The 12,760-nt window shown below is 55.9% G+C and carries 15 protein-coding genes and 5 pseudogenes; 10 read left to right on the top strand and 10 right to left on the bottom strand.

Annotated elements, in window-relative coordinates; translation table 11 throughout:
• Positions 1–67 precede the first annotated feature (67 nt).
• Positions 68–240, bottom strand: a pseudogene (locus FC814_RS23340) (hypothetical protein); the annotation flags it as partial.
• 69 nt (positions 241–309) lie between these two features.
• Here FC814_RS23340 and FC814_RS20845 point away from each other — a divergent pair.
• The 7 genes from FC814_RS20845 (at position 310) to FC814_RS20815 (ending at position 5,111) form a co-directional block, all read left to right on the top strand.
• Positions 310–516 carry a hypothetical protein gene (locus FC814_RS20845; RefSeq protein WP_000547944.1) on the top strand — a complete coding sequence of 69 codons (207 nt, stop codon included), beginning with the start codon at positions 310–312 and terminating at the stop codon, positions 514–516.
• Between the two features lie 25 nt (positions 517–541).
• Positions 542–1,075, top strand: coding sequence for a single-stranded DNA-binding protein (locus tag FC814_RS20840; RefSeq protein WP_105906671.1), 534 nt, complete (start codon positions 542–544; stop codon positions 1,073–1,075).
• Between the two features lie 57 nt (positions 1,076–1,132).
• Positions 1,133–1,366: a DUF905 family protein gene (locus FC814_RS20835; RefSeq protein WP_000005998.1), complete on the top strand. Its 234-nt coding sequence runs from the start codon at positions 1,133–1,135 to the stop codon at positions 1,364–1,366.
• 63 nt (positions 1,367–1,429) lie between these two features.
• A complete protein-coding gene (locus tag FC814_RS20830; RefSeq protein WP_137326402.1) occupies positions 1,430–3,388 on the top strand; it encodes a ParB/RepB/Spo0J family partition protein in 1,959 nt (652 codons plus the stop codon).
• A 54-nt stretch (positions 3,389–3,442) separates the two neighbouring features.
• On the top strand, positions 3,443–3,877 hold the full coding sequence (psiB, locus tag FC814_RS20825; RefSeq protein ID WP_000845930.1) for a conjugation system SOS inhibitor PsiB: 435 nt from the start codon (positions 3,443–3,445) through the stop codon (positions 3,875–3,877).
• A complete protein-coding gene (locus tag FC814_RS20820) occupies positions 3,874–4,593 on the top strand; it encodes a plasmid SOS inhibition protein A (protein ID WP_094319454.1) in 720 nt (239 codons plus the stop codon). The genes psiB and FC814_RS20820 overlap by 4 nt, the downstream gene beginning before the upstream one ends.
• A complete protein-coding gene (locus tag FC814_RS20815) occupies positions 4,593–5,111 on the top strand; it encodes a hypothetical protein (RefSeq protein WP_124798620.1) in 519 nt (172 codons plus the stop codon). The genes FC814_RS20820 and FC814_RS20815 overlap by 1 nt, the downstream gene beginning before the upstream one ends.
• An 86-nt stretch (positions 5,112–5,197) precedes the next feature.
• On the opposite strand, the gene FC814_RS20810 is transcribed toward FC814_RS20815, so the two are convergent.
• A complete protein-coding gene (locus FC814_RS20810) occupies positions 5,198–6,316 on the bottom strand; it encodes an IS481 family transposase (RefSeq protein ID WP_021532808.1) in 1,119 nt (372 codons plus the stop codon).
• 71 nt (positions 6,317–6,387) lie between these two features.
• Between FC814_RS20810 and FC814_RS20800 the strand changes: the two genes are divergently transcribed.
• The gene (locus tag FC814_RS20800) at positions 6,388–6,549 is read left to right on the top strand and encodes a type I toxin-antitoxin system Hok family toxin (RefSeq protein WP_000775238.1); all 162 of its coding nucleotides are present in this window, start codon (positions 6,388–6,390) and stop codon (positions 6,547–6,549) included.
• A 293-nt stretch (positions 6,550–6,842) separates the two neighbouring features.
• On the opposite strand, the pseudogene FC814_RS22980 reads toward FC814_RS20800, so the two are convergent.
• Positions 6,843–7,098 (bottom strand): annotated as a pseudogene (locus tag FC814_RS22980) (hypothetical protein); the annotation flags it as partial.
• Between the two features lie 295 nt (positions 7,099–7,393).
• Here FC814_RS22980 and FC814_RS20780 point away from each other — a divergent pair.
• Positions 7,394–7,717, top strand: coding sequence for a hypothetical protein (locus FC814_RS20780; RefSeq protein ID WP_000533253.1), 324 nt, complete (start codon positions 7,394–7,396; stop codon positions 7,715–7,717).
• 120 nt (positions 7,718–7,837) lie between these two features.
• On the opposite strand, the gene FC814_RS20775 is transcribed toward FC814_RS20780, so the two are convergent.
• The 6 genes and pseudogenes from FC814_RS20775 to tnpA all read right to left on the bottom strand — a co-directional run bounded on the left by FC814_RS20775 (position 7,838) and on the right by tnpA (position 12,166).
• Positions 7,838–9,409: an IS66-like element ISCro1 family transposase gene (locus FC814_RS20775; protein ID WP_000381379.1), complete on the bottom strand. Its 1,572-nt coding sequence runs from the start codon at positions 9,407–9,409 to the stop codon at positions 7,838–7,840.
• A gap of 19 nt (positions 9,410–9,428) precedes the next feature.
• Positions 9,429–9,644, bottom strand: a pseudogene (gene tnpB, locus FC814_RS20770) (IS66 family insertion sequence element accessory protein TnpB); the annotation flags it as partial.
• A gap of 117 nt (positions 9,645–9,761) precedes the next feature.
• Positions 9,762–10,970 (bottom strand): IS91 family transposase, encoded by a 1,209-nt coding sequence (locus FC814_RS20765; RefSeq protein ID WP_000198533.1) that lies wholly within the window; start codon positions 10,968–10,970, stop codon positions 9,762–9,764.
• Positions 10,951–11,223, bottom strand: coding sequence for a hypothetical protein (locus tag FC814_RS20760; RefSeq protein WP_000019163.1), 273 nt, complete (start codon positions 11,221–11,223; stop codon positions 10,951–10,953). The genes FC814_RS20765 and FC814_RS20760 overlap by 20 nt, the downstream gene beginning before the upstream one ends.
• Positions 11,224–11,303: 80 nt before the next feature.
• Positions 11,304–11,489 (bottom strand): annotated as a pseudogene (gene tnpB / locus FC814_RS20750) (IS66 family insertion sequence element accessory protein TnpB); the annotation flags it as partial.
• The gene (tnpA, locus tag FC814_RS20745; protein ID WP_001682408.1) at positions 11,489–12,166 is read right to left on the bottom strand and encodes an IS66-like element accessory protein TnpA; all 678 of its coding nucleotides are present in this window, start codon (positions 12,164–12,166) and stop codon (positions 11,489–11,491) included. The pseudogene tnpB (FC814_RS20750) and the gene tnpA, both read right to left, overlap by 1 nt.
• A 77-nt stretch (positions 12,167–12,243) precedes the next feature.
• Between tnpA and FC814_RS23335 the strand changes: the two genes are divergently transcribed.
• A complete protein-coding gene (locus FC814_RS23335) occupies positions 12,244–12,438 on the top strand; it encodes a hypothetical protein (protein ID WP_044697101.1) in 195 nt (64 codons plus the stop codon).
• Between the two features lie 199 nt (positions 12,439–12,637).
• On the opposite strand, the pseudogene FC814_RS23330 reads toward FC814_RS23335, so the two are convergent.
• Positions 12,638–12,760 (bottom strand): annotated as a pseudogene (locus tag FC814_RS23330) (hypothetical protein); the annotation flags it as partial.

Genomic DNA, 12,760 nt, shown 5'->3' with positions numbered 1-12,760 from the left:
TGGCGCACCCGCCAGTCTCCGCCGAACCCGCTGGCGCGGTTTCGGGCTGTCGCTACGGTCCGATGCGTGAAAACCCCCGGCTTGCAGCGACCGTTCCGGTCGCGCCGCCTCTGTCGCGCCGTGACCTGCGCTCCTGGCATCCCGGCAAAAGGCCGCCGGGATGTGAGGGGCAACGCCGTTTCGCGCACGCGCTCTTCGTCGTTGCGGCGGGTCCCTGCCCGTTGTTGTGTCCGGTGCCATACACCTGTTTAAGCCCCTGTCGCCGGGGGCAAAGACAGCCACAACCGTCTCCGCCAGTCCAGGGGTGAAATGCACATCCCACAAAAGTTTTTGCCCAAAAGCCGGCAAAAACTTTTGCGGTCTGCCCCCGGACAGTCGTTTCCGGCCGTGGCAGTGATGCCCCTTGCGGCGAAGGTTCTCAAACGGGTGATGGTTAATACCGGAGGGAACAAACGGCAGGTCCCCGCAAAACGTCAAAACCGCGGCTCCCGAAACTCAACGGGTGATGGGGGCTGAAAACATCAACAGAAGGAGGCACATCATGGCAGTTCGTGGAATTAACAAGGTTGTACTCGTTGGTCGTCTGGGTAAAGACCCGGAAGTCCGTTACATCCCCAACGGGGGCGCAGTGGCAAACCTGCAGGTGGCCACGTCAGAAAGCTGGCGCGACAAACAGACGGGAGAAATTAAGGAACTGACGGAATGGCACCGCGTGGTGCTGTTCGGCAAGTTCGCGGAAGTGGCTGGTGAGTATCTGCGTAAGGGTGCGCAGGTCTACATCGAAGGTCAGCTTCGCACCCGTAGCTGGGAGGATAACGGTATCACCCGTTACGTCACCGAAATTCTTGTTAAGACCACGGGCACCATGCAGATGCTGGGACGTGCCGCAGGTACTCAGACTCAGCCGGAAGAGGCGCAACAGTTCAGCGGTCAGCCTCAGCCGGAATCACAGCCGGAACCGAAAAAAGGAGGCGCGAAAACGAAAGGTCGTGGACGTAAAGCCGCGCAGCCGGAGCCTCAGCCGCAACCGCCGGAGGGGGAGGATTACGGGTTTTCAGACGATATCCCGTTCTGACTGGCCTGAATGTGATAACCGCCCCGCCCTACGCGGGGCATCACCGGAGAGATGAGGATGAGCGAATATTTCAGAATACTTCAGGGGCTGCCTGATGGTCCTTTTACCCGCAAACATGCCGAAGCTGTTGCTGAACAGTACCGGAACGTCTTTATCGAGGATGACCACGGAGAACAGTTTCGCCTGGTTGTCCGTAATAACGGTGCAATGGTCTGGCGTACCTGGAATTTTGAGGACGGTGCCGGGTACTGGATGAACCATGTCATCCGGGATTTCGGCATTCTTAAGTAAGAGAGGTGCCGGACGGGAACGCGTCCGGCAGACATACAACCATCCCAGCTAAAGGAGAAATATATGTCAGTTACAGAGTCTAAGGCAAAAACGGAGCGTAAATCCAGTCGTAAAGCTGCAAAAACGCAGGAAACTGCACTGTCTGCCCTGCTGGCGCAGACGGAGGAAGTGAGCGTGCCGCTGGCCTCGCTGATTAAGTCACCGCTGAATGTGCGCACGGTGCCGTATTCTGCGGAGTCCGTCAGCGAACTGGCGGACTCCATTAAAGGTGTCGGCCTGCTGCAGAATCTGGTTGTTCATGCCCTGTCGGGTGAGCGTTACGGTGTCGCCGCAGGCGGTCGCCGACTGGCAGCACTCAACATGCTGGCAGAGCGCAACATCCTTCCGGCTGACTGGCCTGTCCGCGTGAAGGTTATTCCGCAGGAACTGGCGACTGCCGCATCAATGACTGAAAACGGTCATCGTCGGGATATGCACCCTGCCGAACAGATTGCCGGATTCCGTGCAATGGCGCAGGAAGGCAAAACGCCTGCACAAATCGGTGATTTGCTGGGCTATTCACCCCGCCACGTTCAGCGAATGCTGAAACTGGCAGACCTTGCGCCTGTCATCCTCGATGCGCTGGCAGAAGACCGCATCACCACAGAGCACTGTCAGGCGCTGGCGCTGGAGAACGACACCGCGCGTCAGGTGCAGGTGTTTGAAGCTGCCTGTCAGTCGGGATGGGGCGGAAAACCGGAAGTACAGACCATTCGTCGTCTGGTGACCGAAAGTGAAGTGGCGGTGGCGGGGAACACTAAATTCCGCTTTGTGGGGGCTGATGCCTTCTCACCTGACGAACTGCGCACCGATTTGTTCAGCGACGACGAGGGTGGCTATGTGGACCGTGTGGCGCTCGATGCCGCTCTGCTGGAAAAACTCCAGGCTGTCGCTGAACACCTTCGGGAAGCCGAAGGCTGGGAATGGTGCGCCGGGCGCATGGAGCCTGTTGGTGAGTGCCGTGAGGATGCCGGAACATACCGCTGTCTGCCGGAGCCGGAAGCGGTGCTGACGGAGGCGGAAGAAGAACGCCTGAACGAACTGATGACGCGTTACGACGCGCCGGAAAATCAGTGTGAGGAATCCGACCTGCTGGAAGCAGAAATGAAGCTGATGCGCTGTATGGCGAAGGTCAGAGCGTGGACGCCGGAGATGCGTGCCGGAAGCGGTGTGGTGGTGTCCTGGCGTTACGGCAATGTGTGTGTCCAGCGTGGTGTGCAGTTGCGCAGTGAAGATGACGTGGCTGACGACGCTGACCGCACGGAACAGGTGCAGGAAAAGGCCTCCGTGGAGGAAGTCAGCCTGCCGTTGCTGACGAAAATGTCCTCAGAGCGCACGCTGGCAGTCCAGGCAGCACTGATGCAGCAACCGGACAAATCCCTGGCACTGCTGGCATGGACGCTCTGTCTGAATGTGTTTGGCAGCGGAGCGTACAGTAAACCAGCACAAATCAGCCTGGAATGTAAACATTATGCGCTGACCAGCGATGCGCCATCGGGGAAGGAAGGTGCTGCATTCCTGGCGCTGATGGCCGAAAAAGCCCGTCTTGCAGCCCTGCTGCCGGAGGGATGGTCACGGGACATGGCGACGTTCCTGTCACTCAGCCAGGAGGTACTGTTATCCCTGCTCAGTTTCTGCACCGCATGCAGCATCCACGGCGTTCAGACCCGTGAGTGTGGTCACACGTCACGCAGTCCGCTTGACCCGCTGGAAACCGCTATCGGATTCCACATGCGCGACTGGTGGCAGCCGACAAAAGCGAACTTCTTCGGACACCTGAAAAAGCCGCAGATTATCGCAGCCCTGAATGATGCCGGACTGTCCGGTGCCGCCCGGGACGCGGAGAAGATGAAGAAAGGCGATGCGGCTGAACATGCAGAGCACCATATGAAAGACAACCGCTGGGTGCCTGGCTGGATGTGTGCACCACGTCCACAGACGGATACCACTGAACGCACCGATAACCTGGCTGATGCCGCCTGATGAACAACCACACCGCCCCGCCGGAGACGGGGCGGCAGCAAGGGAGATACCGTGATGAAAACTGAACTGACCCTGAATGTATTACAGACCATGAACGCACAGGAATATGAAGATATCCGGGCTGCCGGAAGTGATGAACGCCGTGAGCTGACTCACGCCGTGATGCGGGAGCTGGATGCCCCGGATAACTGGACGATGAACGGCGAGTACGGCAGCGAGTTTGGCGGCTTTTTCCCCGTCCAGGTCCGTTTCACGCCTGCCCACGAACGTTTTCACCTGGCGTTATGTTCACCAGGTGACGTCTCTCAGGTCTGGGTGCTGGTTCTGGTCAATGCCGGTGGTGAGCCGTTTGCGGTGGTTCAGGTGCAGCGGCGGTTTGTACCGGAAGCCGTCAGCCATTCACTGGCACTGGCGGCGTCACTGGATGAACAGGGATACAGCGTCAGTGACATCATCCATATCCTGATGGCGGAAGGAGGTCAGGCATGAGCGCATGTTCACAGGCACTGGTTCCCCTCAGCACAGAGCAACAGGCCGCATGGCGGGCGGTGGTGGAGACGGAAAAACGCCGCCATCAGGGAAACACGCTGGCGGAATATCCGTATGCGGGGGCGTTTTTCCGCTGTCTGAACGGAAGCCGCAGGATTTCGCTGTCTGACCTGCGATTTTTCATGCCATCCCTGACCGCAGAAGAACTGCGCGGTAACCGTCTTCAGTGGCTGTATGCCGTCGATGTGTTGATTGAAACACAGGGCGAGGTCTGCCTCCTTCCCCTTCCCGGTGATGCGGCAGAGCGGTTGTTCCCGTCGGTGCGGTTCCGTGTCAGGGAACGCAGTCGCCATAAATCCGCGCTGGTCATGCAGAAGTACAGCCGTCAGCAGGCACGGGAGGCAGAGCAGAAAGCCCGTGCGTACCAGGCGCTGGTTGCTCAGGCTGAAATCGAACTGGCATTCCATTCACCGGAAACAGTCGGAAGCTGGCATGCCCGCTGGAGTGACCGGGTGGCGGAGCATGACCTGGAAACGCTGTTCTGGCAGTGGGGTGAGCGTTTTCCGTCACTGGCCGGGATGGAACGCTGGCAGTGGCAGGATATGCCGTTCTGGCAGGTCATCGCGGAAGCCAGTATGGCGGCAAGGGAGGCCGGTCATGTTGTCCGTGAGATGGAGCGGTGGATGGTGCCGAACAAACTCCGGGAGGTGGCGTGATGCAGAACGCCAGACATCCGAAAACACACAGGGAACTGTGTGAACTGGCCTGCCGTTTTCTCCGCAACAACGGCTTTAAGGTGGTGTTCGGTGACCGTTTTCACGCATGGACGCCCTGCGGTGAACATCCTGATGCCCTGGGCTTCCGTAACGGAGCGTCATGTCTCATTGAGGTGAAATGCTCACGGTCTGATTTCCTGGCTGACCGGAAAAAGGTGTTCCGGTCAGAGCCGGAAAAGGGCATGGGAGACTGGCGTTTTTATCTCTGCGAGCCGGGGGTGATTACCGTGGCCGATTTACCGGCGGGCTGGGGGTTGCTGTATGCGATTAACGGGCGGGTCAGGAAAGTACATGGCTGGCCCGGAAATCATCAGTGGGTGGTTACGGTCGCGAAACCGTTCAGGGCAAACAAACAGGCTGAATGCGATTATCTGTTCAGTGCTCTGCGTCGGCTGGAAATCCGGGGCGTGACGGAGAACGGTGCAGATGCTGACAGGGTGCAGACATATGGGCTATGATGTGCCCGGCGCTTGAGGCTTTTTGCCTCATGACGTGAAGGTGGTTTGTTACCGTGTTGTGTGGCAGAAAGCAGAAAGCCCCGTAGTTAATTTTCATTAACCCACGAGGCCCACTGTATGTCTAACCAACACCAGTATGGCCTCTTACCGTGCAAATTGCAAGGAGGTGTATGGGTCCACCACATATTGCAATTTTTATTCTCTTTTAAAATATATTCCACGGGCGTCATTAGTGCGAGCGCCTTGTGGGGTCTTTTGCTGTTATACAGCACCAGATATTCCGCCAGCTTCTGGTTAAATAGCGCCAGATCTTCAAAGAGTAAAATCTCATTAAATTCAATAAACTGCTCTCTTAACGTCCGGTTAAAACGTTCACAGATAGCGTTCATTTTTGGCGTGTAGGGATAGGTCCAGAGGTGTTTGATAGCGGCTTCCTGCAGCGTTTTGTCGAAGTTTCCCAGGAACTCTTTTCCGTTATCTGTGATTATCTGGCTGATACCGACCGGGAACAACCGGGCTGCGCGGCTGAAGAAGTGATTGACGATATCACTGTTGAGTGACGGCACAGCCAGCGCCAGCGCGTAATTGCTGCATTCGTCGATCATGGTGATGACATAGCGACGCAGTTCGCCCATTCTGAGCTCAATGGCGTCCATCCCAATGAGCTCACCTGTCTTTACCGGGCGGTAGTGCTTTGGCCTGCGGGGTTTGGCAGACCGCTTTTTGACAAGCAGTGCCTTCCCCCGCGATCCCAGACGCACAGGTATCATCCGCATTTTATCATGTGCGGCAGCGATCATTCTGCCGATGGTGGAAACACTCGGACAGGCCAGATAGCGCTGTTCGCACCAGGGCTTCAGGCGAACAAAAATCTGCTCTTTACCGAGGTTCGGCAGCTCTGTCCTGAGGCGTCGAATCTCTTTCAGCACATCGGGATGCCAGTGTTTTTTTCGTCGCACCAGAGGTGCCTTACTGTGCGGGATTAGCCCCTCAGGTCCTTCCTTGTTCAGTAACTGACGCCACCAGTAAAGCGTGCGGCAGGACACGCCAAAGGCTTCAGAAGCTGCAGAAATACCGTGTTTATCCCAGAAGTGCAGAGCCTTCATTCTCATTGTTGCTATATCAGCCATCACTGAAAGCCTCAACGCATAATCGGCCGTTTGGTAGTACTTAGGATAGCCAACCATCAGATGCTGCATTTGCATAGTGCAATCTCCCCTTACTTATCCGGAGGCAATTGCAATATCTCTGTGAACTTACACAGGAGGAGTAAACCATGAAACTACCGGGAAACGCCCTTATCTGGTGCGTATTAATCGTGTGCTGCACGTTGTTGATATTCACACTCCTGACCCGGAATCGCCTGTGCGAAGTCCGGCTGAAGGACGGATACAGGGAAGTTACGGCAACAATGGCTTACGAATCCGGCGGTAAGTAGCAACCTGGAGGCGGGCGCAGGCCCGCCTTTTCAGGGCTGATGCTGGTCTGACTGCACTGAAGCGCCTTTATAAAGGGGCTGCTGGTTCGCCGGTGGCCCCTTTCTCCTTGCTGGCATTGTGCGGGCATGAACAACCAGACTGCCAGGAAGGCCGTTTCCCTCCGGGAACGGGGAAGAACGCGCGCCTGCGGCGCCCGTTCTTTTCCCCCGCCTTCTCTGTTTATGACCTGTCAGAAATCACATCCCTTCCCTTTGATTATTCTCTTTTTCCTCCTGTTCTGACTCTGATTACTGCTGCCCTGATTATTGTCTGTTTTGTTGTTCTCCTGGCTGTGTCTTTTCCGGGCGTCCCCCTGGCGGGCTTCCATCCCTGACGCGAAACCCCGGGCTTGCAGCGACCGTTCCGGTCGCGCCGCCTCTGTCGCGCCGTGGCCTGCGCTCCTGGCATCCCGGCAAAAGGCCGCCGGGATGTAAGGCGCAACGCCGTTTCGCAAACCGCGCTTCACGTCGTTGCGGCGGGTCCCTGCCCGTTGTTCTGTCCGGTGCCATTCACCTGTTTAATCCCCTGTCGCCGGGGGCATAGACAGCCACAACCTGCCGCACTGACTGTCCAGGGTAAATGAACAGCCCACAAAATTTTTTACCTAAAACCCGGTAAAAAATTTTGCGTTCTGCCCAGGACAGGTGCGTCAGGTCGTGGCAGTGATGCCCCTTGCGGCGAAGGTTCTCAAAAAGGTGATGGTGAATACCGGAGGGAATAAAAGGCAGGTCCCCGCAAAACGTCAAAACCGCGGCTCCCGAAACTCAAAAGATGATGGGGGCAAAAAACAGAGGTGTATTAAAGATGGGCAGAAATATGTCAGCAGCACGTACCGATGGCTTTATTCGTAATATTCATTCCCGCAATCCCTTTGATGTTATCCGGGCTGATGTGGTGATCAGCAGGCTGGAAAAGCAGGCTCATTGGGGATGTGGTCTGCACTATGAAATTTATGAAGCGAATTTGTTTGATATGGCGATGAATCATCTTTCCCGGCTTCCTCTGAAGGATCGTCCGGTATTCATTGGTGCTGCTGCACGAAAGGGGCTTTTTCTGACGATGGAAGAAACCAGGCTGGCACGGGAAGCGAAAGATGCTCTGATGGCTGAACTTGCTCTGGAATACTGAAAATCGGGCCGCACCGTCGTCCCGGATAGTGCTGAAATATTTAATGTGGAGAGAATGGATGGGATATATCACATATGTTACAGATCAACGGTAAGCGACTCGTCAGAACCGTATTGATATTTACTGAGAGCTCAGATCAACTTTCCAGGGCAACAGATCGCGTACCCGGTTTGCCGGCCAGTCCTGGATATGTTCAATGACGTAACGCAGCCACTTTTCTGGCTCCACATTGTTCAGACGGCATGTGCCGATCAGCGAGTACAACACCGCCGCATGTTCACCACCGCTGTCGGAACCCGCGAACATCCAGTTTTTCCGGCCTACGGCCACTCCCCGTAAGGCGTTCTCTGCGATGTTGTTGTCGATTTCCACCCAGCCATTACTGCAGTACACGTTCAGTGCATCCCACTGTTTCAGCAGGTATGCGAACGCTTTTGCCGTATCTGAGTGACGCGACAGTGTTTTCATCTGTTGCTGTATCCAGTCATACAGTGACTGCATCAGTGGCGCGGCTCTGGCTTTTCTTGCCGCCAGACGCTGTTCTGCTGAACAGCCCCGGACCTCTGCCTCGATGGCATACAGTTCACCGATACGCTGCAGGGCTTCCGTGGTGATGTCGGTGGGCGCTCTTGCATGCACATCGTGGATTTTTCTCCGGGCATGAGCCATACACGCGGCTTCCGTTATTCTGCCGGATTCGTATAACGCCCGGTAACCACCGTAAGCATCGGCCTGAAGCACACCGCTGTAACCGGCCAGGTGATTTTGTGGATGGATACCTTTCCGGTCCGGACTGTACGCGAACCAGACCGCCGGGGGCATCTGTGAACCGGCGTTACGGTCATCACGGACGTAGACCCACAGCCGGGCTGTCCGGGTTTTACCGCTGCCCGGCTCCTGGACCGGGACGGGGATATCATCAGCATGGACTTTACCGGGCATCAGCACATACTGGCGCAGGACGTCATACAGCGGCTCCAGCAGTTCAGCAACAGCACCTGTCCAGCGCCCCAGTGTGGCACGGCTCAGCTCCACTCCCTGACGACGGTATATTTCTGACTGGCGGTATAACGGCAGATGGTCTGCATATTTCCCGGTGACAACATGGGCCAGAAGCCCCGCTCCGGCATAACTGCGTGCAATGGGTTTTGAAGGTACTGGTGCCTGCACGATATGGTCGCACCGGCAACAGGCCTGTTTCGGACGTTGTGTTTCGATAACCTTAAAGGCGCTGCTGATAAGCTCCAGTTGCTCTGACACATCACATCCCAGAGAACTGAGTTCACCACCACAGGCAGGACAGCATTCCTCTTCCGGCCGGATAACCCGGGTTTCACGGGGAAGTGAGGCCGGTAACGGTTTACGGGCTGAAGACTGGCGCAGGGCGGATGGCAGTACCGGGTCATATTGCTCACCCAGCGTTTCCGCCATTTCTTCCTGAAGTGCGCTGATTCGCTCCTGTGCTTCCTGTATCTGCCGTTCGGTTTTTGCACGAAGTTTTTCTGAGCTTTTACCGAACTGCATACGTTGCAGTTTCGCAACCAGCGCCTTCAGCCGGTTGATTTCGGAAGCATAAGCCGCCACCCGCTGTGAGAGCAGGCGGTTGTATTCAGCCATCTGGCGGATGGTGTCCTGTTGCGTCTGCAACAGTGCCCGCAGGCGGGCGTTCTCATGAGCAAGTGAGGTGTCCATATCCTCACTTTACAACGGGTTATATGCGGATTCCAGCGCGTTCCGTTCGTTTCGGGTGCTTCCAGTTGATACCTTCAAGAAGCATGGATAACTGAGCCGGAGTAAGGTGCACCTTGCCGTCACGGGTGACTGGCCAGACGAAGCGGCCCCGCTCCAGGCGTTTGGTGAAGAGGCACAGTCCACGTATAGGAAATTGAAAAACCAGACGATACCGCTGTCCACGCCTTATGCCACGTGAGCCTTTCTGCTTTTCCCTCCACTCCGGTGGTTTCTCTCTCTGCATGGTCGATTTTTATACCGTAACAGGCTGTTTTTTATACCTGCACCGATTCCCGGGCACACTTAGCCTGTGTCAGGCCGGCATATACCTCAGCAGACTGATATCCCGCGCGTTTTTCTTCAGCCCTGATACATTCAGCCCCGCAATGGCCCGGCGGTATACCATCCGGCCGCCACACAGCACGCATTCGAACGGGTCACGACTCAGGAACTGTTTCACCATTTGTGCATAGCACACTTTCGCCACTGGTTCCGGCTTATCCATCCCCAGAGCACGGTACACCTGCGGCAGCTTCTCTCCACACACCCGGTTGGCAAGGAACCCGAAGTATCTCACCATCTTAAAAAACTTCTCCGGGATGTGCTGTTTCAGCCTCGCGACCAGCTCCCGCTGTGTCAGCGTTTCCGTCGCCGTTTCTCCCGTTTTGTGGTCCAGGTAACGGAAGCTCAGACTCGCTCCTCCGTTGTAATGCGCCAGCCGGGAAGCCGCTATTGGTGGCTTCTTCAGATAACGACCCAGGTAGCGTGCCGTATTCCGCCCTCCGGCTGTCTTCTTCGACATGTACACATGCCAGTATTTTCCGCCGGCTTTCAGCACCAGGCTTCTCCACTGTGATTCCGTCGTGATATGTGACAACGATTCCGGCATCGCCAGACCTTCTGACCACGCTTTCAGAAGCAGCTGCCGCATATTCCACATCCACCGCGAACGCATCGCGTCTTTCAGGAAGCTCAGCTTTTTCCAGTGTCCGTGTTTATTCAGACCTCCGCAGGTCACTGACACATGCACATGCGGATGCCAGTTGAGACGACGGCCATACGTATGGATGGCGCAGAAGATACCGGGTTCCAGACCCCGTTTCCGGGCTGCATACAGCAGATTCTCCACCGCCAGACGGCACACGTCATTCAGCAGCCAGCGGTTGCTTTCGAACACCGGCCACAGCGTGTCCGGCAGGGTGAAGACCAGGTGCACCCAGTCGCAGTCAGGAAGACGATTCAGCTGTGTCGCTATCCACAGGTCTGTGGCCTTTTTTCCGCAGGACGGGCAGGCACGGCTGCCACATGAGTTAGTGACGTATCTGACGTGGGGGCACTCAGGTTTATCGCAGTTGTATTCCTTCACACCCAGTATCCGCGTGCCGCAGGCCAGCATTTTTGTGACAGCCTCAACCTCGATATCGCGCAGGCCGCCCGCATCCAGGAAGGATGTCCAGCACTGGTTGGCTGTGAACAGGCGTTTCAGCGGTCGGGGCTGAAAATCACCACCACTTCGGGTCATCCGCCTTCATCTCCGCTTCAGTTTCGTATAAATCAAAACGACGGCAGGTATGGCAGAACGTGACGTATTCGTACGGTGAATCCGGGTACATTTTGTGGAAGGTTTCCCAGAAACAGACCGTACAGGAGGGATGACCGGCGATAAAGTCTGTAAATACAGACTGATAAGGGTGATTATTGGCCCTGGCGACGGCTTTCAGAACCTCTTTCACCATTCTGGTGTGGACTTTCTGGTGCTCCAGGTTGTGTGACATGGGAACTCATTCTGGATGGTTACTCTGAAAGCTCATATTCTGCCACACCACGATTTGCAGCCGCCAGGCTGCCGTGGTTCGTCACTGTCAGCCCACAACACTTTTATCTGGTCACCCCGGCGTCCGCGGAAGATGAACAGGTGTCCGGAGAACGGGTCATCCTTCAGGACGTTCTGAACTTTTGATGCCAGGCCGTTAAAGCCATTTCGCATATCGGTGATACCTGCAACCAGCCAGATACGCGAACCTGCAGGGAGAGATATCATCAGTGGCTGCTCCCTTTTATTTCGCGGATAAGTGTCTGTAATAACGCCGGCGTCAGTTTACCTTTAAGCCTGAGAGTTCCGGCCGGCAGAACCAGCTCACAACACAGACTGTCGGACGGTGTATTTATCTGCTCTGGTTCCTGTGCGGGGGCCGGGATTTTATTATCCGGCTCCGGCGTTAACGTCACGGGAAGCAGTGCCGGCATATTTTTTCCGGAAGGCAGCAGGCCACCTTTCCGGTATTGATGGCGCCAGTTGAAGAGCAGGTTATCGTTGATTCCGTTTTCCCGGGCGATCTGCGCCACACAGGCTCCGGGCTGCAGTGACTGCTCCACTAAGGCGATTTTAAACTCATAAGGGAAGTTGGGCCGCCGGGGACGTTTTTTTACCATGGGGGCTTCGGATATAACGGTGCTTTCAGGACGTACGACTGGTACCGTGGAAAATTGTCCGTAAAGGCAGGCATCAAGTTCCTGCTCCGACATGCCTGCGGGCAAAGGCCACGAAAGGCCAGCTCTCCGAAAGCGCACGAACATACTACAAACTGTTGATTTTGGTACACCCAGGCGACGCCCGGCCACAACCCGGGGTAAATGTTCTTCAAAGTGAAGACGTAAAGCTTCAGTGATCCAGGTCCGGTGTTTCATACGATAGTGTCCATTAAAAATGATGGACATTATTTTTGTAGAGCCGGAGGAAACAGACCAGACGGTTTAAATGAGCCGGTTACGATCAACGACCCGGTGAACCAGATATCCTGACCGGGAACACGTTTGCTGATCTGGAGATTTGTGATTCTGATGGGCATCTTCTGCTGAAAGTGTCTGCACCTGAAGCCGGCTGGACACACGAAAGCCTGAACCTTGTTCAGCCGCAGGAAGTGCAGGAGGGGAATGATGCATTTGATGCTTATCTGAATGGTATATGGATCGGTTCGACAGAGGTCTGAACAAATCACGCCAGCAGAAGACGTTGCTGGCGTCTTCTGCATTCCCGGGGAGCTGTCGCGCGGCATGTTTGCTTATACCCGTGCCCCGAGATGATTATTTGTCTGCGGGCCTGAAGACGCCGGGCAGGCGGGAGGATAAATGCCCGTCTGCCCGCGCCGGGAAAAGACAGCACGCCGGTGGCGCTGAAAGGGGCCGCGCTTACGCGCCGCCCCTTTCATTACGCGGATGTTCTGCTGTGTGCTTCTGTCTTTTCATGCCTGTCATTTGTCTGTTACTGATGATGTTGTTGTTCCTGCTACTGCTACTGCTACTGCTACTGCT

This window comes from Escherichia sp. MR (genome assembly GCF_005280595.1).
GTDB lineage: Bacteria > Pseudomonadota > Gammaproteobacteria > Enterobacterales > Enterobacteriaceae > Escherichia > Escherichia ruysiae.
This window is presented reverse-complemented; position numbering and strand designations above follow the sequence as displayed.